The following is a 23,107-nucleotide window of genomic DNA, read 5'->3' as shown; positions in this document are numbered from 1 at the left end:
AGTGAGCATTGCGAAAAAAAGCAACATGTTTTTTATAATTATTATATTTGGCGGAACGAAAGAGTCTTATTATGCAGAAAGATTTGATGGTCACTAAGCGTGACGGACGTCGTGAAAAAATTGATCTGGAAAAAATTCATCGGGTTGTTATCTGGGCAGCAAATGGCCTGGATCAGGTGTCTCCTTCTGAAGTAGAGTTAAAGGCACATATCCAGTTTTACGATGGCATCAAAACTTCTGATATTCATGAGACATTGATTAAATCTGCGGCTGACCTGATCTCTGAAACAGCGCCGGATTATCAATATTTAGCAGCCCGCCTGGCGATTTTTCACCTGCGTAAGCGTGCTTTTGATAGCTTTGATGCACCGCATCTGTTTGATCATGTTGCCAGTATGGTCGAGATGGGCCGGTATGATAAGCATCTGATAGAAGATTACAGCCGTGAGGATTTTAATCAGCTTAATGAGCATCTCGATCATAGCCGCGATATGAATTTCAGTTATGCAGCGGTTAAGCAACTGGAAGGAAAGTATCTGGTTCAGAATCGTGTATCCGGCGAAATTTATGAAAGCCCACAGATTCTTTATATGCTGGTGGCTGCTTGTTTGTTTGCTTCTTACCCGAAAGAAACGCGTTTAGGTTACGTTAAACGTTTTTATGATGCGACTTCGCTGTTCAAGCTGTCTTTGCCCACGCCTATCATGGCGGGCGTACGAACGCCTACACGTCAGTTCAGCTCCTGCGTATTAATAGAGTGCGGCGATAGCCTTGACTCTATTAACGCGACAGCAAGTTCTATTGTTAAATATGTATCGCAGCGTGCGGGTATTGGTATCAATGCCGGGCGTATTCGTGCGATAGGCAGCCCAATCCGCAATGGCGAAGCTTTTCATACGGGGTGTATTCCTTTTTATAAGCACTTTCAGACAGCCGTTAAATCATGCTCTCAGGGTGGTGTACGTGGTGGTGCTGCAACGCTGTTTTACCCACTGTGGCATCTTGAGGTTGAGTCGTTACTGGTGCTGAAGAACAACCGCGGCGTTGAAGAGAACCGTGTTCGCCACCTCGACTATGGTGTGCAATTGAACAAACTCATGTATCAGCGTTTGATTAAGGGCGGAAATATCACCCTGTTCAGCCCGCATGAAGTCCCTGGTCTGTATGATGCTTTCTTTGCAGATCAGAATGAGTTTGAGCGTCTTTATCAAATGTATGAAGCTGACGATTCTATCCGTAAACGTACGGTTAAAGCGGTTGAGCTGTTTGGTTTGCTGGCTTCCGAGCGTGCCTCTACTGGCCGTATCTATATTCAGAACGTTGATCACTGTAATACGCATAGCCCGTTTGACCCTGCTGTCGCGCCTGTGAAACAGTCAAATTTATGTTTGGAAATTGCGCTGCCTACTAAAGCGATGAACGACATTAATGATCCAGAAGGTGAGATCGCACTCTGTACTTTATCTGCATTTAACCTGGGTGCACTGAGTAATCTTGATGAGCTGGAAGAACTATCCGACCTGATTGTCAGAGCTTTGGACAGCTTGTTGGATTATCAGGATTATCCAATTCTGGCGGCACAAAATGCGACAGATAATCGTCGCACCTTAGGCGTAGGGGTGACAAATTTTGCCTATTATCTGGCAAAAAATGGTACGCGTTACTCAGATGGTTCTGCCAATGGGCTGGTGCACCGTACGTTTGAAGCGATTCAGTACTATATGCTGAAAGCGTCTAACCAACTGGCAAAAGAACTCGGCCCGTGTCTGAAATTTAAGGAAACAACGTACGCTAAAGGTATTCTTCCGATTGATACTTATAAGCGTGAAATTGATGCGTTCTGCGAGGAGCCATTGCATTATTTCTGGGAAACGCTGCGTGAAGATATTCGGGAGTTTGGTCTGCGCAACAGTACATTAACGGCGTTGATGCCTTGTGAAACCTCATCACAAATTACTAATTCAACCAATGGTATCGAACCACCGCGCGGTTATGTATCCGTTAAGGCCAGTAAAGATGGCATCATGAAACAGGTTGTACCTGATTATGTTGCATTAAAAGACAGTTATGAACTGCTTTGGAATATTCCAAACAACGAGGGGTATCTGCAGTTGGTCGGAATCATGCAGAAGTTTGTGGATCAGTCGATATCGGCTAACACTAATTATGATCCGAGTAAGTACCCGGGCGATAAAGTGCCGATGAAGCAATTATTAAAGGATCTGCTGACAGCTTATAAGTACGGCGTAAAAACACTTTATTATCATAATACCCGTGACGGTGCCAAAGATCAGCAAGACGACGATGGTTGTGAAGGCGGTGCCTGCAAGCTATAGGTTTAAATTCTGAGTGGCAGATATCCGCTGATAAGGCGTGATATCTGCTTAACCTCCAGTCAATGAATTAGCAGATTACTTATCAATGTCTTACTCTACTTTTAACACCAGCGGGCATGATGCTACGCTTGAGCCTATGTTTTTTGGTCGCAGCGTCAATGTGGCGCGTTACGATAAACAGAAATATCCGATTTTCGAGAAGCTCATTGAGAAGCAGCTGTCTTTTTTCTGGCGTCCGGAAGAGGTTGATCTATCAACTGACCGTAAAGACTTCATGAATATGCCTGATCATGAGCAGCATATTTTTCTGAGTAATCTTAAATATCAGACATTGCTGGATTCTGTGCAGGGTCGATCTCCGAATGTCGCTTTTTTACCTATCGTTTCATTGCCTGAGCTGGAAACCTGGTTTGAAACCTGGGCATTCAGTGAAACCATTCATAGCCGCTCTTATACGCATATTATTCGTAATATCATTACCGAGCCTTCAGAGGTGTTTGATGCGATCGTCACTAATGAAGAGATAGTAAAACGTGCGGAAGCGGTAACGCGTCTGTATGACGAGCTAATCGAGCTGACCAGTGTCTATTCCGTGCATGGCATCGGCGTGCATGTGATTGCAGGAAAAACGCATGATGTCAGCATGCGTAACCTGAAGAAAAAGCTATACCTGACATTGGTCTCGGTTAATGTACTGGAAGCTATTCGTTTTTATGTTAGTTTTGCCTGTTCATTTGCGTTTGCTGAGCGTGCCATTATGGAAGGTAACGCCAAGATTATTAAGCTGATTGCGCGAGACGAAGCGCTGCATCTCACCGGTACGCAGCATATGCTCAATATACTGGCGTCAGGGGCAGATGATCCGGAGTTTAAAGAGATCGCAATCGAATGCAGGGAAGAAGCGATCGCTATCTTTGCAGAAGCCGCTCAACAGGAAAAAGAGTGGTCGACCTACCTGTTTCGTGATGGCTCCATGATTGGTCTGAATGCGAAAATTCTCAGCGACTATGTTGAATATATTACCAACGTGCGTATGCGTGCTTTAGGCTTTGCTGATTTGTTCCCTGCCACACAGAACCCCTTACCCTGGATGAATGCCTGGTTGAGTAGTGACAATGTTCAGGTGGCGCCTCAGGAGTCTGAGATCAGCTCCTATTTAGTAGGGCAGATTGATAACCAGGTTGACGATAGTGATTTTGATGATTTTGACCTCTAAGGGGTAAGTGATGGCTATACCAAGAATCAAAGTTAATCACTTTCATACATTTTATTATCAGTATGAATCTACGCTGCTGGATGCACTGGAAGTTCAGAATATCCCGGCACCTTATAACTGTCGCGGGGGTTACTGCGGCTGTTGTAAAGTGCGCCTCATCGATGGGGAGGTAGAGTATGTTCAGGAAACACTGCTGGATATGGATGACGGAGAAATTCTGACCTGTTGTTGTATTCCTAAAACGCACCTGGAAATAGAGATCCCGGAAGCCTGATTGATAACAGGGTGCTTTCCTTCCAGTGAATCCCTTCTCGTGATAGTTCTCTTTATCTGTCAGCTCGCTTTATCGTGAGTAATTTTTCAGCTAATGAGGCTATTTCATGATTTTATCCACTGCGCAATCTTTATTCATCGAAAAAAGCCCAGATAATGACATTATCTGGGCACTTTTTATTGCGTCATCCACAAACCCTAATTCGATAATAGAATTTATATAAAAAACAACCAGAAAAATTAATATTTTACTATTGTAAAACATAACTCCTTGAAAAATATGAAATTATTTATTCTGTGTGAAATTCGGACAATTTAACATGGAGTGAGTAATGACGGGCGCTGCAGGTATCTACTCAAAAGATTTCCACAGAATTATCCACAGATTTTGGGGGTAACTATAAATTTATTGAGGTACTCAATTTTTATAGTTATTCACAGTCCATTTCCGTTTTTTCTTTGAATTCACACAGGTCTTCAATTAAACAACTGCCGCATTTCGGTTTACGTGCAGTGCAGACATATCGGCCATGTAAAATCATCCAATGGTGGGCATCGATCAAAAACTCTTTCGGGATTACCTTGAGGAGTTTCTTCTCTACTTCCAGTACATTTTTTCCGGGGGCTATCCGGGTACGGTTAGCCACTCTGAATATATGCGTGTCTACCGCCATGGCCGGCTGGCCAAAGGCTGTGTTCAACACCACATTGGCAGTTTTCCTGCCGACACCGGGAAGGGCTTCCAGGGCTTCCCTGTTATCAGGCACGATAGATTCGTGTTGATCCATCAAAATCTGGCAGGTTTTAATGATGTTTTCAGCTTTGGTGTTATATAAGCCAATAGTTTTGACATAGCTTTTTAGCTTTTCAATGCCGAGCTGCAAAATGGCTTCAGGCGTATTGGCAACAGGATATAGCTTGCGGGTTGCTTTATTGACGCCGACATCGGTCGATTGAGCCGACAGCAAAACAGCAATGAGTAGTTCAAAAGGGCTGCTATATTCCAGTTCAGTGGTTGGCTGTGGATTTTCTTCACGCCAGCGGCAAAAAATCTCGTGTCGTTTCAGCTGATTCATGTGTATTTCTGTTGATTTAAAGAGCCAGTATCTTATCGAGCTTGCGGGTAAAAAACCAATCTTCTCAGCCGGGAATGTCGTCAGCAGAGAGGGTGGTTAGAGGAATGCGCCGGTAATACAGAATGTCGTTAGAAAAGAGTGTGGTAAAAGCAGGGGTGGTAAAGAAGAGATGGGCAAGGAGAGATGAGCAAGAAGAGATGAGCAAGAAGAGGCAAGCAGACCCGGTGGCGTGTTTACGCTTTACCGGATCCTGCCTGGAGGTGCTTATTAGCTTATCTGGCCGGTTACCCGAACGCGTTTACTGCCAGCGTCCTGACTGTGCGCAGGCGCTTTAGCGGACTGGCGATCCTTAAGACGCTTATCAATGATATTTTTTAACGCGATGAGCAAGCCTAAGCCGACGAAAGCGCCGGGCGGCAAGATGGCGAACAGGAAGCCTTTGTAATCATCCACAAGAACAATCGTCCAGTTTTCAGCCATAGGACCGAACAGCAGGTGCATATCGGCGAATAAAGTCCCCGACCCCAAGGCTTCACGCAGGCCGCCTAACAGTACTAATACAGCGGTAAAGCCAATACCCATCATCGCACCATCCAGCAGTGATGCGGATACTGGGTTTTTAGATGCGAACGCATCTGCTCTGCCCATGATGACGCAGTTGGTAACGATTAACGGAATGAAGATTCCCAGAATCTGATAAAGTTCGTAAGTGACGGCCTGCATCAGCAGCTCGATACAGGTAACAAACGACGCGATGATCATCACAAACACCGGTAAGCGTACTGCATCAGGCACAAACCTTCTGAACATTGAAATCGTCAGGTTTGAGCCTGTTAATACCAGAGTGCTGGCGATGCCAAGGCTGATGGAGTTGACGACTGACGCAGTAACCGCCAGTAATGGACACAAGCCTAATAACTGCACAAGTGCAGGATTATTATGCCACAGCCCGTTTAATGTGATCTCTTTATAGTCGATACTCATGAAGCCTCCTTATCAGGCATAGAGCTTGGAGTGCTGGGGCTGGGAGTGAGAAGTGTGCTGCGATTGTTTTGAAAAAACTGAAGCGCACGACTAACGGCGATAACGATGGCACGTGGCGTAATAGTGGCGCCGGTAAATTGGTCAAACTGACCGCCATCTTTTTTCACCGCCCAGCGTTGGTCATCTGATCCCTGCATGCGGGTTTGGTTGAAGCTCAGTATCCAGTCTGATTTTCTCAGGTCGACTTTATCGCCAAGCCCGGGCGTTTCTTTATGTGAAAGAACCCGCACACCTGCAACGGACGCGTCAGCATTAATACCAACAATCAAAGATATGTCGCCGGAATAACCATCGGGTGTTATGACAGGAAGAATCACTGCAGTGACCTGGCCTTTTTGCATTGCCTGATAGGCTTTGGCATGAGGGTGGCCCAGCATAGGTGCCTGAATGTCGATCTGATAGTGTAACAGGTCATTATCGATACTATCTGCCGGGATAATTTCGTAAAGCGCTTTGGCTTGCTGTGCGCGCTCGTTTTCAATGATCTGTTCTTTGGTTGACACTTGTGTAAGGGCGATCAGTCCTGCTGTGACAATGGCAAAGATAGAAATGCCCAGTGTGTTTTGTCGAAGTGATATCAGGAGTTCCATCAAGCTTTTCCTTTCAGGCCGCTATTGGGTGCTTTGTGGCCATAGGCGCGCGGCTGTGTGTACTGATCAATAAAAGGTGCAGCAAGGTTCATTAACAGAATGCTGAAAGCCACCGCATCTGGGTAATTTCCCCAGGTTCGAATGGTGAAAATCAAAACGCCGATGCCAATACCAAACCAGATTTTGCCTTTATTACTGGTGGCCGAGGAGACCGGGTCGGTAGCGATAAAGAAGGCACCTAACATGGTTCCGCCTACCGTCAGATGAAAGAAAGGGTCGGCGTAAGTGTCGGGCGAGATAACATAAAAGAGGGTCGACATGGCGCCTAAAGAGATAAGTACAGCCGCCGGGGTGTGCCATGAGAATATTTTCTTATAAAGCAGAAAAATGCCGCCCATAAAGTAAGCGGCACTGACCGCGTGCCAGGCGCCGACATTCGCCAGAACATCTGATGCTCTCCATGCTTCCTCTGTCGTAAGGCCACCACGGTGACGCATGACGTCCAGAGGTGTGGCTGACGTGAAGGCATCGGCATGCTCAGCCCAGCCGCCAAATATCAATTGTAGCGTGTCCACAAAACCGAGAACATTCCAGCCATCACCCTGAAGCATAAAGGGGGCTGTCCAGCGGGTCATTTCCAGCGGAAATGAGATCAATACCAAGGCGTAAGCTACCATTGCCGGATTAAATGGATTTTGCCCAATCCCTCCGTAAAGTTGCTTGGCTATGACAATCGCAACAAACACAGCGACAGCGGTTAACCACCAAGGCACAAACGGTGGCAACGCCAGTGCTATCAACACGGCTGTTAGAATAGCGCTGTAATCTTTCAGATAAAAATAGAGCGGGCGTTTTCTCGCCTTTATGCAGATGGCTTCAAAGGTCACGGCCAACAGGGAGGCCCAGATGATATTGATCAGTGTGCCCCAGCCAAAGAAAAAAGTCATAGCCAGCAGGCCTGGCAAGGTGGCTAGAATCACCAGACGCATGATACCAGCCGTATCGACGGGTTTATGTACGTGGGGTGATGTGATACGAATCAGCGCCATAATCTACCGCATTTCCTATTCAAATTGGCTAAGTGTTTGGGTGAGCTTGTCTGCCTGCTGCTGGGCGGTAATCAGTTCTGCCTGCAGCGCATCCAGATTTTTTTGTTCAGATTCCTGCTCTTTTTTGATCGATCGTTGCAGTTTAGTGGCGGCGGCGCGGGCAAGCGCAGCGTCAATTTTTAACTGTTTAAGGTCAATGCCCTGAGCCGCGGCCGCTTTGATTCTAATGGCCTCTTCAGCGTCAAGTTGCGCTTTGGCTTCTGTATGCAACTGAGTCAGACGTGAAATCTCTTGTTGCAACTCAGAGGCTTCTGTTGAGTTCTCCTCTGCTGCCTCCAGCAGTTTTTCAGCTTTTTTCAGCTTGGTGCGCATAATAGAAACATTTTGTTTCAATGCTTTTAAGTCTATCGGTTTACCTTCAGCCGCTTGTTGGCCAGTAGATTTCTGGCCAGTAGATTCCTGAATAGGAGGTTGCTGCGTTTTGCTGCTCTGTTGCAGTTCAGATAATGCTTGTGTGTATTTGAGTTTTAGTTTTTCAACACCGGCTTGCATCTTGTCTGCTGCCGGGCTGTTTTTTTCTAATGCTGTGGCCAGAGCGGCTTCTGCTTTTTGTAACGTTTGTAATGCTTTGTCGGCAGCTTCCTGAAGCAGCGCTGACGGTTGAGAAGCGGCTCCGCCTGAACTATTACTCGCTTCAGCATCAGCAAATGCCTGTTGTGCATTGGCTGCTTTGGTTTCCAGCTGTGCTACCGTATTACGTAGCGTTTCTACACCCTCATGGCCTTTTTCTTCAGCCATTTTAAGTGCTTGTTGCGCTTTTTTGAGCTTGGTGCGTGCCACAGCAGCCTGTGTTTTTAGTTGTTTAATATCGGCTGTATTACTGGTCGCTGCAGAGGCAGATACAAGTGCGCCTTTTTCTGTGGCCTCAAGTGTTTTTTGTGCCTCTTCGGCCGCATGTTCCGCCTGCTTATATTGAAGGTCCAGTTGTGCGATATCATCACTGCTTTCAGCTTTGGCTTTTTCCAATGCAGCGAGCGCTTTTTTTAGCTTAGTGCGTGTTACTGCCGCTGCAGTTTTTAGCTGTTTGATCTGGTCTTCGGGGTTTGCTTGTGCAGTCTCAAGTGTGCTTTTCTTAGCTGCTTGAGCCGCTGCTGCCTGTGCAGCACGTTCTTTACGGCGTGTTTCTTTGTCAATTTTGTCCTGTTCCAGACGAGCCTGTCTGGCTTCAAAACGTAGCCGCGCCTGATCCGCTTTACGCTGTTCTGCTTCCTCGGCACGTATTTCGTTTTTAGCAAAACGGTAGTACTGCACTAATGGAATATTGCTTGGGCAAACATAGGAGCAGGCGCCGCATTCAATACAATCAAACAGGTTATGATGTTTGGCCTTTTCAAATTCTTTGCTTTTGGCAAACCAGTAAAGCTGTTGCGGTAGCAGGTCTGCGGGGCAGGCCTGTTCACATAGTCCGCAACGAATGCAGGCTTGCGCGGGTGGCGCTGGCGGCATCTCTTCTGCCGTCGCTGCAATAATGCAGTTGGAAGTTTTTATGATGGGAATGGAATCATTCTCAATGGTGTAACCCATCATAGGTCCCCCCATCACCAGTCTGCTGAGTTGGTCGTGGTTGATGCGGGCGGTTTCCAGCAAAGTATTAATGGGCGTTCCAATCAGCACTTCCAGGTTTTGCGGTTTGCTGACGGCACCTCCGGTGACGGTCACGATGCGCGAGATCAGAGGGATGCCGTGGTTAACGGCTTGGTTAATGGCCGCCGCCGTACCGATATTCTGGCAGACAATGCCGACATCGGCCGGGATATGCCCGCTGGGTACTTCGACACCTGTTAATAGCCGAATGAGCTGTTTCTCGCCGCCTGACGGGTATTTTGTCGGAACAACGATAATATCGATATTGAGTTCTGTGTGACGTAAGGCGTCTTCAAGAACGCGAATCGCATGTGCTTTGTTATCTTCAATACCGATAAGGATGTGAGTTGGCTTGAGCAGGTAATTGATGATCTCTATACCGCCAACAATCTGCTCAGCCCGTTCGCGGATCAGCATATCATCAGCCGTGATATAAGGTTCGCACTCGGCGGCATTGATAATCAGGGTGTTAACAATATGATCATCACCCAGATGTAGTTTTACATCGGTGGGAAATCCTGCGCCTCCCATACCCGCAATACCATGATCACGGATGTATTCGATAAGTACTTGCTTGGGAACGCGTCGATAGTCCTCCAGGCCCTGATGATCAATCCACTCATCTTTGCCGTCTGTATTAATGCTGATACAGGGGGCGTCGAGGCCGGAAGGATGCGGTACTGGCCTGGGGCTGATATCGGTGATAGTGCCTGAGCTGGAGGCATGGATAGAAACACTGATTCGGCCTTGCGCTTTCGCTATGATCTGGCCTTTTTGTACATAATCACCAGTCTTGACACAGGGTTTAGCGGGTGCGCCGATATGCTGCTGGATAGGAATCGTCAGCTGTGCGGGAACCGGAGCAGGGCGAATCGGAGATCGTGTCGATTGTTTTTTATTCTCAGGAGGATGAATGCCGCCATGAAAAGCAAAAATTTTACTCATGAGGCGGTCTCTTCTTCACGTAATGCTTTATCTAATCGTCTGCCGCTATCTGTCGCAATTAATTGCACACCCGGTACAGGAGGTGTCCACTTCCAGTTATTTAATGTGGTTTCAATCGGTATCATATCAATACAATCAACGGGACAGGGTTCAACACAAAGGTCACATCCGGTGCATTCCGAAATTATCACCGTATGCATCTGTTTGGCGGCGCCTAAAATAGCATCGACCGGGCAGGCCTGGATGCACTTGGTGCAGCCGATGCATTCATCTTCACGGATATAGGCGACGGTTTTAACACTTTCTTCGCCATGCTCAGCGTCAAGCGGAACCGCTTCGACATCTAAAAGATCGGCAAGCGCTTCTATGGTGTTTTGGCCGCCGGGAGGGCATTTATTAATCGCTTCGCCGTTAGCAATCGCTTCAGCATAAGGGCGGCAGCCCGGATAGCCGCATTGGCCACACTGAGTTTGTGGTAAAAGTTCATCGATCTGATCGACAATGGGGTTGCCTTCTACTTTGAACTGGACAGCCGCATAGCCGAGTATTAAGCCGAAAACGACGGCTAAACTTAGTAAAACCAGAATGGCAATTAAAATTGAACTCATCGATACGGCCTACTCAAAACTTAACCAGGCCGGTGAAGCCCATAAACGCCAGTGACATTAAGCCAGCAGTGACCATGCCGATGGCTGCACCACGAAACGGTGTAGGTACATCGGCCACCGCAACGCGTTCACGGATGGCTGAAAACAGAATCAGCGCTAACGAAAAACCTACCGCTGCGCCAAAGCCATAGAAAATAGACTCCATAAAACCGTTCTGCTTTTTAATATTCAACAGAGCAACACCTAATACGGCGCAGTTAGTGGTAATTAGCGGCAGGAATATCCCCAATACTTTATGCAGTAAGGGGCTGGTTTTCTTAACGACCATCTCGGTGAATTGCACAACAACAGCAATAACAAGAATAAATGAGATAGTTTTTAAATAGGCTAATTCAAACGGAAGCAGCAGGTAGGTGTATACCAGATAGCTGCACACTGACGAGAGGGTCAGTACAAAGGTGGTGGCCAGTGACATGCCCATGGCTGTTTCGAGCTTATTGGATACACCCATAAAAGGGCAGAGTCCGAGAAACTGAACCAGTACAAAGTTATTCACCAGCACGGTGCTGATTAAAATGAGAAGAAAATCTGTCATGATCTCTGCATCAAAATGCGAAAATCTACCTTGGTTTCCCCCGATAGATCTCTGAAGTAAGCTAAGGCTGAAGTGTACCCTAAACTGCCTCTGTAGGCACCGTTTAAGGCCTGATATTACACAATGCGAGGGCGGCCACAGCCGCCACTTGCACTGAGGTGCCTTATATCAGCTGTTGATCGCGCAATTGCTGAATGACGCTGGCTACCTGTTCACTACCTTTGGGTAGCTGATCAAGGCTGATTGTCATGGCCGGTGTCTGGATTTGGGTATCAGTCAGCACCAGTAAGCCATTCTGTTTTAACAGATCAGCCAGTGATGAAGCGTGCGGCGACAGTTCAGCTGGCAAGCTGCTATTGATTAGTGTGGCAACACCGTGACCTGCTTTGTGCAAAGCCTGTTCGATTGAGTATATCAATGTTTCAGTAGCTGCTGCTTCCCCCGACAGTGCGATCACGGCAGGCTGTTGGCTAAAGCGACGGGCTTTTTGCTCAGCGGTTACCTGGGCCGTGTTGAATAGCTCATAGGTTGTTGCATCTGTATTTCCATCGATGATCATACCGGCAGCAACGGTCGCGTTGCTCAGACGATCAACCACAATGAAGGAACCGGTACCGCGGAATGCTTTATAGTTATCCGCCAGGATCGGGCGCTCGAGAGTAATTTCGCAGCGGCCTATTTCATTCAGTTGCAATGTACTGGCATCTGAGCACTCATGCGTGTTGACATTAATTTGGTGGCGGATAGTTGTAACTGAGCCGGCTGTGCGGCTTGTCAGTAGCTTGATGTCATAGGTTTTACCGATGGCCAGAGGCTTTTCGTCCATCCACACCAGTGTTGCGTCAAAGCGATTGGTTGCTTTAGGAATATTTTGGCTGTGAACGATGATATCTCCACGGGAGATATCTATTTCATCTTCCAGTGTCAGCGTGATCGACATAGGCGGGAATGCTTCCTGAAGCTCGCCGTCAAAAGTTACGATCGATTTAACACGGGATGATTTGCCAGAAGGCAATACGGTGACTGCATCACCAGGCTTGACAATACCGGATGTTAATGTCCCGCAGTATCCACGAAAATCCAGATTCGGGCGGTTAACGTACTGCACAGGGAACCGCAGTTCTTCAAAGTTTTTGTCGCGTGCTATTTTTACCGTATTCAGTGTTTCCATCAATGGCAGACCCTTGTACCAAGACATATGCTCGGATGGGTTAACCACATTGTCGCCTTTCAGCGCGGATAATGGCACAAACTGAATGTCCTGTAGTTCCAGATCTGCAGTGAATGCCAGATAGTCAGCTTTAATCTGCTCATAGCGTTCTTCGCTGAAGTCAACCAGATCCATTTTGTTGATCGCGACGATGGTGTGTTTCAGGCCGAGCAGGGAGACAATAAAACTGTGTCGTTTTGTCTGGACCTGTACGCCATGACGGGCGTCAATCAGAATGATCGCCAGGTCACAGGTAGACGCGCCAGTCGCCATGTTGCGGGTGTACTGTTCATGCCCCGGGGTATCAGCAATAATGAATTTGCGCTCAGCAGTGGAAAAGTAACGATAAGCGACATCAATGGTAATACCTTGCTCGCGTTCTGCCTGCAGGCCATCGACCAGCAGTGCCAGGTCGAGTTCTTCACCGGCGTTGCCGACACGTGCGTTTTCACTCTGAATAGCGGCTAACTGATCTTCATAGATCATTTTCGAATCGTGAAGCAAGCGGCCGATCAGGGTTGATTTTCCGTCATCAACACTGCCGCAGGTTAAAAAGCGCAGCAGTTCTTTATTTTCGTGCTGGTGAAGATACGCTTCAATGTCTGTAGAAATTAGCTCAGATTGGTGGCTCATGGTTTCGCTCTCTAAATTCGGTATCAGAAAATGGTTAACAAGTGAGTCTGCTAGCGACTCACCAGAGACAACTAGCGGGTACTAGAAATACCCTTCCATTTTCTTTTTCTCCATTGAACCGGAAGAATCGTGGTCAATGGCTCGGCCCTGGCGCTCTGATGTGGTGGTCAGTAGCATTTCCTGAATAATTTCCTGCAATGTTTCTGCGTCGGATTCAACCGCGCCGGTCAGCGGGTAGCATCCCAGTGTTCTGAAGCGTACTTTGCGCATGACGGGGTGCTCGCCTTCTGCCAGAGGCAGGCGTTCGTCATCAACCATGATCATCATACCGTTGCGCTCAACGACAGGACGTTCCTCAGCCAGGTAAAGGGGAACAATCGGGATACTCTCAAGATAGATATATTGCCAGATGTCCAGCTCAGTCCAGTTAGACAGTGGGAATACACGAATACTTTCGCCCTGGTCTACCCGTGTATTAAAAATGTTCCACAATTCAGGGCGCTGATTTTTTGGATCCCAGCGGTGGTATTTATCACGGAATGAGAAAACACGTTCTTTAGCGCGTGATTTTTCTTCATCACGGCGCGCGCCGCCAAAGGCTGCATCAAATTTGTACTTGTCCAGCGCTTGCTTTAAGCCCTGAGTTTTCATAATGTCAGTATGTTTGGATGAGCCGTGAGAAAACGGGCCAACGCCCATATCTATACCTTCCTGATTGATGTGCACAATCAGATCCATTCCGGCTTCTTCGGCCATTTTGTCACGGAAGGCGATCATCTCTTTAAACTTCCATGTTGTATCAACGTGCAGTAGCGGAAAAGGTGGCTTGCCTGGATAAAAAGCTTTACGAGCCAGATGGAGCATTACAGCAGAGTCCTTCCCAATAGAATAAAGCATTACCGGGTTGTCAAACTCAGCTGCAACTTCGCGAATAATCTGAATGCTTTCAGCTTCCAGTTGTTTTAAATGGGTAAGACGGCGCTCTGGTATAGATGTCATCTGTTTCTGCCTGCTCGATATATAACCTGAATGATTAGCAGATAGGAAACCAGGGTCGCCTATCTGTCATATGTTGCGGCGCATTATTGCAAAGAGTTTTATTAATTAAAAGTAATAAATAGAAATCTGTTTATATGCTTATGGAATAAGCGCGTGATTATTTCGTTATTCTAAAAAAAAATAACAAAATGAAAAACTATTATTTTCTGTTATATAAAAATGCAGGTATGATGGCGCTCTGATTCGTTTAGTAGTGAGTGCTGATTTTATGGAATTTGCTTACAGCTTTGCTGGGCTGGTGGTAGGATTTATTGTCGGATTGACCGGTATCGGAGGCGGCGCTTTAATGACGCCTATTCTGATCGTCGTCTTCGGTATTCCTCCTATTATTGCCGTCAGTACCGATCTGCTCTATGCCTCTATCACCAAGTTTGGCGGGGTGTTTGCCTATGCCCGTAAAAAAATGATCGAGTGGCGCATTGTTATTTTGCTGCTGGCTGGCAGTATCCCCGGCAGCTTGTTGACGCTTGAATATCTTAAAGGTCTGGCGGCGCTGGAGCAGATTGAACACTTGATGAATCTGACGTTAGGGGTGTCACTGATTTTAACGTCAATTGCTGTCTTTGGGCGTAACAAAATTCGTCAATACGCACTAAAGGTAGAAGGGCGCCCTTGGGTGGCTAAAGCTAAAAAAGCACGTCCTACCGTGACCGTGCTGACTGGCATCTTATTAGGGGGATTGGTAACCTTGTCCTCCGTTGGTGCAGGTGCGTTAGGCACCGCTATGCTGATTACGCTTTATCCTCGGATGAGCATGCCCGCTATCGTGGGTACTGATCTGGTGCATGCGGTGGTGCTGACCGGCGTTGCCGGTGCTGGTCACTACAGTATGGGCAGTGTCGATCTGTCGTTGTTGGCATACTTGCTGATGGGCTCGCTTCCGGGCGTATTCATAGGAAGTCATATTGGGGCAAAGCTGTCACCAAAAGTAATGCAGCCTATAATGGGCTCACTTCTGTTCGCCATCGGTTTGCGCTTTGTGCTGGCAGGGTAGATGAACTACTAAGTAGATGAGCTACTAAAGATGATCTACTAAATAGTTAAACCACTATTATAACGAACAATTAATAAACATTTTTCTAGAATCAAAGTGGGCAGTAAAGCTGCCAAACGGGTGAAACATTCATGTATCAGTATAATGAAGTCGACCAGACCCTGGTTGATGAACGCGTCGAACAGTATCGTGATCAGACACGTCGCTATCTGGCAGGAGAACTGCCAGAGGATGAGTTTCTTGTCTTGCGACTGATGAATGGCCTTTATATTCAACGCTATGCACCGATGTTGAGAGTGGCTATCCCTTATGGACTGATCTCTTCAGTGCAGTTACGTAAATTGGCGCATATTGCCCGTACTTATGATAAAGGCTATGCGCACTTTACAACCCGTACGAATATTCAGTTTAACTGGCCTAAGCTGGAAGAGGTGCCGGATATCCTGGCTGAACTGGCTCAGGTGCAGATGCATGCGATTCAGACGTCGGGTAACTGTATTCGTAATACGACGACAGATCCATACTCCGGTGTTTATGCGGGCGAGCTGGAAGATCCGCGTGCCTATTGTGAAATTATCCGTCAATGGTCAACTCTGCACCCTGAGTTTGCCTATTTGCCACGTAAGTTTAAAATCGCCGTGACCGGTGGTGCGGAAGACCGTGCGGCCTCACAGGTTCACGATATTGGTCTGCATCTGGTGCAGAACGATGCAGGTGAAATAGGTTTTGAAGTATTGGTGGGTGGTGGTTTGGGGCGTACACCAGTGATCGGTAAAAAGATCCGTGACTTCCTGCCCAAAGAACATCTGTTAACCTATCTTGATGCTATTTTACGTGTTTATAACCTTAAAGGGCGTCGTGATAACAAGTATAAAGCGCGTATTAAAATACTGGTTAATGCTTTGGGTGCTGACGAGTTCCGCCGTTTGGTTGAAGAAGAGTGGGAATACTCACGCGGTGGTGAGCTGACGTTAACGGATGCGGAAATTGCACGGGCTAAGTCATTCTTTAAGCCATTTGATTATGATGCTAACGCCGCTGCAGATACCTCATTTGAACAGCAACGTGCAGCAGACAGTGCTTTTAATACCTGGTACGAACGTAACACGGTAGACCATAAGGTGCCCGGATATCGTATTGCGATTGTATCCCTTAAGCCTTACCTGAAACCCGCTGGTGATATTACTGATACCCAGATGGAGTTGGTTGCTGATCTGGCTGAAAAATATAGCTTTGGTGAAGTACGATCGACTCATGACCAGAATCTGGTATTGGCTGATGTTAAAAAGTCAGATCTTTATGCGGTATGGCAGGCACTGGATTCGAATAATTTAGCACGTCCGAATATCGGTACATTATTAGATATGATCGTTTGTCCGGGTTTTGATTTTTGTGCGCTGGCGAATGCTAAAACATTGAATATTGCTGATCAGATTAATGAGCGCTTTGATGATCTTGACCATCTTTATGATCTGGGTGATATCCAGCTGAATATGTCGGGTTGTATTAATGCATGCGGTCATCACCATGTGGCGGATATCGGTATTCTGGGGGTCGATAAAAAAGGTGAAGATTGGTATCAGATCACTTTGGGCGGATCTTCCCGGGAAGATGCGTCATTAGGCAAAGTGTTGGGTAAATCGGTTGCGGCTGATGATGTTGCTAATACGCTAGAGAAGATCCTGGAAGTGTTCGTAGAGCAGCGACAAGAAGAAGAATTATTCCGTGATACGTTTAAACGTGTCGGTATCGATCCGTTTAAGGAGAATGTTTATGCCGTTGCTCATTAATCAAAAAATTGTTGAGAACGACAGCTGGCAGCTGGTCGATATTGAGGCGCTGGAGCAACTTCAGGACCTATCTGATGCTGATATTCAGGGCGATATTATAGTCCCGCTGGCCTTTTATCTGCAGCATCGCGATCAGCTATTGAGCCGTTCGGGCCGTTTAGGTCTGCAAGTGAATGGTGATGACGATTTGGCAGCACTATATGCAGAGCAGGCCAATGTTGCGTTGATTGCCGTTGAGTTCCCGACTTTCAGAGACGGACGTGGGTTTAGTATTGCCCGTCAGTTGGTTCGTGTTGGCTTCGCCGGCGAGATACGTGCGGTCGGAGATGTTGCGCGTGACCGTCTGGCGTACATGCAAAGCTCCGGCTTTAATGCATTTTTGATCCCTGAAGATCGTTTTTCTGAAGACGATTTAGGTGCTTTTTCTGAAGTGAGTGTTAATTACCAAGGCACTGCGGCTGACCCCCGGCCAATTTTTCGCCGCTAATTCAACTGTCAGAGCTAATATCGCAGAGCTGAAATCAATAGTTTCAGCTCTGCACGAAGGAGAAATAATAAAATGAGTATTGATCTGGTTGCTGCCAATAAAGCACTCGAAGGTAAGACTCCCCAAGAGATCATTGCATGGGCTATTGCTCAATCTGCAAATCCATTGGTGACAACCAATTTTCGCCCCTACGAGTCTGTGATACTGCATATGGCCGTTCAGGCAAAGCCGGACATAAAAGTGTTATGGGTGGATTCGGGGTACAACACATCAGCGACTTATCGTTTTGCTGAAAAGATGATTCAGGATTTAAACCTGAATGTTGAAACCTATATCCCGCAGCAGACATCCGCACGTCGCAACGTGTTGATGAAAGGCATTCCTGATGTTGACGATCCTCAGCATGATGAATTTACACGTCAGGTTAAACTCGAGCCTTTCCAGCGGGCGCTGGCAGAATTGAAACCCGATTTGTGGTTAAACGCGATCCGTAAGGATCAGACGGAATTCCGTAACTCGTTAGAGATTGTCTCGGCCAGTAAAGATGGCATTATTAAGGTTGCGCCGTTGTTTAATTGGACGGAAGCCGATCTTGAAGCGTATCTGGCAGAACACAATTTGCCAAATGAGCATGATTATTTTGATCCGACCAAAGCGATTGAAACGCGCGAGTGCGGTTTGCATACGCAACTGTAAAGGCCTCAGGTAACGTTATTTTCATATAAATCAAGCAATGAGCCTGATCTAATCAGTGGTATTTAGCCGGATTATGCTAATCTGGGCTCATCAACTGACGGAGGGTTCATTGTGGATTTTTTACCTCTCTTTTTTAACCTCAAATCTCGCCAGGTACTGTTAATCGGTGGTGGTGATATTGCATTACGTAAAGCACGGCTGCTAAAGCGTGCGGGTGTTTTTCTGACGGTGGTTTCGCATACCGTTGAAGACGAATTAAAAGCACTGTTAGTCGATGCCCACGATCAGATTATCATTGGTGAATACCATAGCGCGCTGTTGGAGGGAAAAACACTCGTCGTGGCGGCCACAGATGACTGCAGTCTGCACGAACGTGTGCATTTTGATGCGATAGAGCGCAATATACCCATTAATGTGGTTGATACGCCTTCCTTGTGTACATTTATCTTTCCTGCGATTGTTGATCGTTCTCCTATCGTTATTGGCATCTCTTCTGGTGGCGAATCTCCTGTATTGGCACGCTTGTTACGGGCGCGTTTAGAAACACTCATCCCCGGTGGATACAGTCGGCTTGGCGCTCTGGTCGGGCGTTTTCGTCAGCAGGTCAAAGCAACCTTCGGATCAGTTAATCAGCGCCGCCGGTTCTGGGAGCATGTGCTCGAAGGTCAGATCGCAGAAAAGGTATTTTCCGGACGAGATGATGAAGCTGAGGCGTTACTAAAAGCGGCCATCGACAAAGGTGAAAGCGGACATCAGGTTGGCGAGGTCTATCTGGTCGGGGCGGGTCCGGGTGATCCTGAGTTACTCACTTTTAAAGCGTTGCGATTGATGCAGCAGGCCGATGTGGTATTTTACGATAATCTGGTGTCAGCCGATGTGCTGGATTTGTGTCGCCGTGATGCTGATCTTATCTATGTCGGCAAAAAACGTGATAACCACGCGGTGCCACAAGAAGGTATCAATGCACTGCTGGTTCAGCATGCGCAGCAGGGTAGGCGTGTTGTTCGGCTTAAAGGTGGTGATCCCTTTATTTTCGGGCGTGGGGGAGAGGAGCTGGAAACGCTAAAGTCGCACGGTATACCGTTCCAGGTAGTACCGGGGATTACGGCCGCCAGCGCCTGTTCAACCTATGCAGGTATACCTCTGACACATCGCGGTTATGCACAGTCGGTTAAATTTGTTACCGGGCAACTCAAGAATCGCAAAGATAAATTGAATTTTGCTGAGCTGGTACATCCCAATCAAACCGTTGTGTTTTATATGGGACTGCATACCTTACCTATCTTGGCTGAGGGGTTAATTGAGCATGGTAAGCCCGGGAGTACACCGGTAGCGATTGTCTCAAAAGGTACGGCGGCGGATCAGAAAGTATTGACCGGAACCTTGGCGGATATCGCGGAGAAACAGGTCAACGCTCAGTTAGAGGCACCTGCTCTGATTATTGTCGGTGAGGTTGTTGCATTGCAGGAACAGCTGGCGTGGTTCGGCGATAAAGCCGATGAGCAGAATATAACGCATGCACTGGGTATGATTAAAGGGCAAGATAAGTCATCCTGCTAAATCTGAAACGCAGAAAGCATAGCTGATCGGCGTTTTTGAAAATCGCTATCGAAGAATAATAAGGAAGATAAATGATGAGTGAAAAAGCTGTGATTGCGCAAAAAGCGCCATATGAGACGGATGTAGTGGCTGGTGAACGCTATCGCTGGTGTGCCTGCGGGCAAAGTAAGCGACAGCCATTTTGTGATGGTTCACATAAAGGCAGTGGTATAACCCCTGTTTTCTTTACTGCAGAAAAGACAGAAACAGTATATTTATGTGGATGTAAACAAACAAAGAACCAGCCTATGTGTGATGGGACTCATAAGTCTTTGTAAGTATTAATAACCGGGACTGTTGCGACTATGGTGAAGCAGTCCTTGGTGTATAAGTTTTTCCGGGAGGGGGTTCGATGCGTCTGAAGGTTCAGTTTGAAAGTCATGGACATAAGTTGGCAGGGCTGCTCGAAACCCCGGAAACAGCGATTCGTTGCTATGCACTGTTTGCACACTGCTTTACCTGCGGGAAAGATATTGCGGCCGCTTCGCGTATTGCACGAGCGCTTACCGAAAAAGGTATTGCGGTACTGCGTTTTGATTTTACGGGGTTAGGTAATAGTGATGGTGATTTTGCAAATACGCACTTTTCTTCCAATATTCAGGATTTGCTCGCGGCCACAGCGTTTTTGCGACAGGAGTACCAAGCGCCGGCAATTTTGATCGGTCATAGCTTAGGCGGGGCTGCTGTACTGGCTATGGCTGGGAAGGTGCCTGAAGCACAAGCGGTGGTCACCATAGGTGCTCCACATAATGCGAAACATGTGGTGCATAATTTTGCAGCATCATTAGATGAGATTCATGCTAACGGTGAAGCTGAAGTGTCTTTGGGGTCACGTAAGTTTCTGATCAAAAAGCAGTTTATAGATGATATTGAGACGCATACTGATAATGATATTGGGAAGTTAAAAAAAGCGTTGTTAGTCATGCACTCGCCGCTGGATAAAACCGTACCTATTTCTGAAGCAGAAAAAATTTATCGTAATGCCAAACACCCTAAAAGCTTTGTGAGTCTGGATGATGCAGACCACTTGCTGACTAAAAAGAAAGATTCAGAATATGTGGCAGAAACGATTGCCGGCTGGGCCAGCCGTTATCTACCTGAATCTGAAAATCATCACCTTGATGTTCAAAAAGGTCATGTGATGGTAGAAGAAAAAAATCACGTGTTCAGTCAGCATGTCAGCAGTGATAGTCACTATTGGTTAGCCGATGAACCAGTGTCTGTTGGCGGTTCAAATATAGGGCCTGATCCATATGAGCATTTGCTGGCGGGCTTAGGTGCCTGTACATCAATGACAGTGCGTATGTATGCAACCCGTAAAAAAATACCCTTGCAGCACGTAAGAGTGGAGCTGAGTCATAGCCGTAATTATTTTCGAGACTGTGAAAGCTGCGATGAAAAACCACAGGCAATCGAAGTGATAGAGCGTAAAGTAACCCTGATAGGGGATTTCACTGAATTACAGAGGCAAAAACTCTTGGAGATCGCCGATAAGTGCCCTGTACATAAAACCTTACACAGTAATCTTCAGGTAAAAACCAGGTTCATCGAACAGGAATGAGATACAGGCAGGAGGCGTACCAGACTTACTTAACAGGCCTTAACAGGCCTAATAAGGAAGCCAGTACGGCACTTATTTTATCAAAGATCGTGATCAAACAGGTTATGAAAAGCTGTTATGAAAAGTGTAGTTTCAATGACGCAAGTAAGCCTGCGTAGATTGGGTTACAAAAGTCAGCGACCTCATCAGGATCAGTAGAATCAAAAGTTGATGACCATTCTACAAATGTACTGCTCGAATCAGTGACAGGTAATAGTTTCACTTTGCCGATATAGTTTTGTACAGCGTCTTTAGCGACAGGGCCAGGACCATCATCAATACTGTAAGTGAAATTGAATTGAGAATTATCGATTGACAGCAGTGTTTCATGAAATGCATTGTTGAGCACACGTTGCGCACCAATTTCATCGCTATTTTTGCTGCCGACCTTGTCCGTCGACGTAACAACCGCAGAATCCCACGATAAATCATGAAAGTTTTTTATTGTTTGCCACACACGCTCAATTGGTGCGTCGATGACTGTCGAATTATAACATTTACCCATGGTGTTCCCCTTTATTGGAATGCGACCCGTTCTTATTGTCGTTGTTGTCTTCAGGTAACGAATATTTACTACAACAGCTATAAGACAAGCCGTTGCGAAAGATTCAAGATGCTTTTATGTATTCCAACGAACATACCATAAGGGCCGCTGTTAATACCTGCCTCAGAAGTTTAATACCAGGCCTTCTTTAGTACAGGGTTCCATCAGATACACCTTCAGATTTTAGTGGAATAGTGTCAGATTCATTCTTCTTTATTACTACCAAATATCCTTTTAAGTTTATCTTTCATAAAAAATAAAATGACACCAAAAATACTGACCAGAAGAGCCTCCCAGAACTCAAGTAACTTGCTCCACAAGACGTTCAGTAGCGTTAACCCTTTTTCTTCAGCAACCCCACGCAGGTCCACGCTAACGACAACATCCAGCGTCGCTGTTGTACGTGGAATAGGAGGGCCACTGCAGTCAGCGGTTTCAAATAGGTTAACATTGGCTCCCACCTTATAAGTGCCGGATTTTTCAGGCGTGATTTGAAACCTCACTTCTGATCCCTGAGGATGTATTTTTATACATTGAGCCTCATTGGGAGTGATAGCAAAGTCAGGTGCAAACGCCTCAACTTTCGCTGTTTCACCAACCGCCGGCAGCGAAGTGCTATCGCTCGTCATGTTGGTTGGGAATTGAGGATCGAAGAGACTGCTGCCAATCCAGACTCTTAATTCGCCTACCGGCCCGGGTAGCGTTAATTGAGAACTGGCAGCAACTTCAACCTTGTAGTCTTCCAGTGGAGAGGCTGCCTCAACGATGACAGGTGCTTCCATTACTGATGGTTCAAATGTAGGCGCGGGTAAAGGTAATGGGGCAACTTCTATGGCAACCGGCTCGGGGACTTGTGGTGGTGTTGCTTCATTGGGGAGGGCAACTCCTGCCGTTTCAGGCTTTTTGTCTACTTCTTCGACAGGAGATACACCTGAATTATTGGGTGTTTCTGTTTCATTGGATTTATTCGCATTAGCTGATTCGTTAGATTCCTGCGAGCAGGCCGTTAACAATATAATTATCCACACAAGCATTAACGTATGTAAGGTGGAATGTGATAATTTGTAATGGGCTTGCATCAATAGACTCCTGCATGGATGTTAGTACTGAAGGTCATCC

21 protein-coding genes are annotated in these 23,107 nt (G+C 46.7%); 10 read left to right on the top strand and 11 right to left on the bottom strand.

All coding sequences use genetic code 11. From position 1 onward, the window contains the following. The first annotated feature begins 71 nt into the window (after positions 1-71). From nrdA to yfaE, 3 genes are all read left to right on the top strand, one after another. Positions 72-2,336: a class 1a ribonucleoside-diphosphate reductase subunit alpha gene (gene nrdA, locus ABY436_RS00945; RefSeq protein WP_372737155.1), complete on the top strand. Its 2,265-nt coding sequence runs from the start codon at positions 72-74 to the stop codon at positions 2,334-2,336. 85 nt (positions 2,337-2,421) lie between these two features. Beyond that, positions 2,422-3,552, top strand: a complete 1,131-nt coding sequence (gene nrdB / locus ABY436_RS00940) for a class Ia ribonucleoside-diphosphate reductase subunit beta (RefSeq protein WP_372737154.1) — start codon at positions 2,422-2,424, stop codon at positions 3,550-3,552. 10 nt (positions 3,553-3,562) lie between these two features. After that, positions 3,563-3,826: a class I ribonucleotide reductase maintenance protein YfaE gene (gene yfaE / locus ABY436_RS00935; protein ID WP_372737153.1), complete on the top strand. Its 264-nt coding sequence runs from the start codon at positions 3,563-3,565 to the stop codon at positions 3,824-3,826. 430 nt (positions 3,827-4,256) lie between these two features. On the opposite strand, the gene nth is transcribed toward yfaE, so the two are convergent. From nth to cysD, 9 genes are all read right to left on the bottom strand, one after another. After that, positions 4,257-4,901 (bottom strand): endonuclease III, encoded by a 645-nt coding sequence (gene nth, locus ABY436_RS00930; RefSeq protein ID WP_372737152.1) that lies wholly within the window; start codon positions 4,899-4,901, stop codon positions 4,257-4,259. Between the two features lie 267 nt (positions 4,902-5,168). Further along, entirely contained in the window at positions 5,169-5,885 is a 717-nt protein-coding gene (locus ABY436_RS00925; protein ID WP_372737151.1) for an electron transport complex subunit E, read from the bottom strand. Then, positions 5,882-6,535 carry an electron transport complex subunit RsxG gene (gene rsxG / locus ABY436_RS00920; protein ID WP_372737150.1) on the bottom strand — a complete coding sequence of 218 codons (654 nt, stop codon included), beginning with the start codon at positions 6,533-6,535 and terminating at the stop codon, positions 5,882-5,884. Before rsxG ends, ABY436_RS00925 begins: the two co-directional genes overlap by 4 nt. Continuing rightward, positions 6,535-7,584, bottom strand: coding sequence for an RnfABCDGE type electron transport complex subunit D (locus ABY436_RS00915; protein ID WP_372737149.1), 1,050 nt, complete (start codon positions 7,582-7,584; stop codon positions 6,535-6,537). The genes rsxG and ABY436_RS00915 overlap by 1 nt, the downstream gene beginning before the upstream one ends. A gap of 15 nt (positions 7,585-7,599) precedes the next feature. Continuing rightward, complete coding sequence (rsxC, locus tag ABY436_RS00910; RefSeq protein WP_372737148.1) at positions 7,600-10,173, bottom strand: electron transport complex subunit RsxC; 2,574 nt, start codon at positions 10,171-10,173, stop codon at positions 7,600-7,602. After that, entirely contained in the window at positions 10,170-10,781 is a 612-nt protein-coding gene (rsxB, locus tag ABY436_RS00905; protein ID WP_372737147.1) for an electron transport complex subunit RsxB, read from the bottom strand. Before rsxB ends, rsxC begins: the two co-directional genes overlap by 4 nt. A gap of 13 nt (positions 10,782-10,794) precedes the next feature. Further along, positions 10,795-11,376: an electron transport complex subunit RsxA gene (rsxA, locus tag ABY436_RS00900; protein WP_372737146.1), complete on the bottom strand. Its 582-nt coding sequence runs from the start codon at positions 11,374-11,376 to the stop codon at positions 10,795-10,797. 163 nt (positions 11,377-11,539) lie between these two features. After that, positions 11,540-13,219, bottom strand: coding sequence for a sulfate adenylyltransferase subunit CysN (gene cysN / locus ABY436_RS00895; protein ID WP_372737145.1), 1,680 nt, complete (start codon positions 13,217-13,219; stop codon positions 11,540-11,542). Positions 13,220-13,300: 81 nt separating this feature from the next. Then, the gene (gene cysD, locus ABY436_RS00890) at positions 13,301-14,218 is read right to left on the bottom strand and encodes a sulfate adenylyltransferase subunit CysD (RefSeq protein ID WP_372737144.1); all 918 of its coding nucleotides are present in this window, start codon (positions 14,216-14,218) and stop codon (positions 13,301-13,303) included. Positions 14,219-14,486: 268 nt separating this feature from the next. Between cysD and ABY436_RS00885 the strand changes: the two genes are divergently transcribed. The 7 genes from ABY436_RS00885 (at position 14,487) to ABY436_RS00855 (ending at position 21,405) form a co-directional block, all read left to right on the top strand. Then, positions 14,487-15,272 carry a sulfite exporter TauE/SafE family protein gene (locus ABY436_RS00885; protein WP_372737143.1) on the top strand — a complete coding sequence of 262 codons (786 nt, stop codon included), beginning with the start codon at positions 14,487-14,489 and terminating at the stop codon, positions 15,270-15,272. Positions 15,273-15,403: 131 nt separating this feature from the next. Then, positions 15,404-17,062 (top strand): nitrite/sulfite reductase, encoded by a 1,659-nt coding sequence (locus ABY436_RS00880; protein ID WP_372737142.1) that lies wholly within the window; start codon positions 15,404-15,406, stop codon positions 17,060-17,062. Further along, positions 17,046-17,549 carry a DUF934 domain-containing protein gene (locus ABY436_RS00875; RefSeq protein ID WP_372737141.1) on the top strand — a complete coding sequence of 168 codons (504 nt, stop codon included), beginning with the start codon at positions 17,046-17,048 and terminating at the stop codon, positions 17,547-17,549. Before ABY436_RS00880 ends, ABY436_RS00875 begins: the two co-directional genes overlap by 17 nt. A 72-nt stretch (positions 17,550-17,621) precedes the next feature. Then, positions 17,622-18,245 carry a phosphoadenosine phosphosulfate reductase family protein gene (locus ABY436_RS00870; RefSeq protein WP_372737140.1) on the top strand — a complete coding sequence of 208 codons (624 nt, stop codon included), beginning with the start codon at positions 17,622-17,624 and terminating at the stop codon, positions 18,243-18,245. Between the two features lie 111 nt (positions 18,246-18,356). Then, the gene (cysG, locus tag ABY436_RS00865) at positions 18,357-19,805 is read left to right on the top strand and encodes a siroheme synthase CysG (RefSeq protein ID WP_372737139.1); all 1,449 of its coding nucleotides are present in this window, start codon (positions 18,357-18,359) and stop codon (positions 19,803-19,805) included. Positions 19,806-19,876: 71 nt separating this feature from the next. Beyond that, complete coding sequence (locus tag ABY436_RS00860; protein ID WP_372737138.1) at positions 19,877-20,122, top strand: CDGSH iron-sulfur domain-containing protein; 246 nt, start codon at positions 19,877-19,879, stop codon at positions 20,120-20,122. Between the two features lie 74 nt (positions 20,123-20,196). Then, complete coding sequence (locus ABY436_RS00855; RefSeq protein WP_372737137.1) at positions 20,197-21,405, top strand: alpha/beta fold hydrolase; 1,209 nt, start codon at positions 20,197-20,199, stop codon at positions 21,403-21,405. Between the two features lie 115 nt (positions 21,406-21,520). On the opposite strand, the gene ABY436_RS00850 is transcribed toward ABY436_RS00855, so the two are convergent. Both ABY436_RS00850 and ABY436_RS00845 read right to left on the bottom strand, forming a co-directional pair. Beyond that, positions 21,521-21,949, bottom strand: coding sequence for an SRPBCC family protein (locus tag ABY436_RS00850; protein WP_372737136.1), 429 nt, complete (start codon positions 21,947-21,949; stop codon positions 21,521-21,523). 242 nt (positions 21,950-22,191) lie between these two features. Next, complete coding sequence (locus tag ABY436_RS00845) at positions 22,192-23,067, bottom strand: hypothetical protein (RefSeq protein ID WP_372737135.1); 876 nt, start codon at positions 23,065-23,067, stop codon at positions 22,192-22,194. Positions 23,068-23,107 lie beyond the last annotated feature (40 nt).

The organism is Neptunomonas sp. (assembly GCF_041601355.1).
Taxonomy (GTDB): Bacteria; Pseudomonadota; Gammaproteobacteria; order Pseudomonadales; family Balneatricaceae; genus Neptunomonas.
This window is presented reverse-complemented; position numbering and strand designations above follow the sequence as displayed.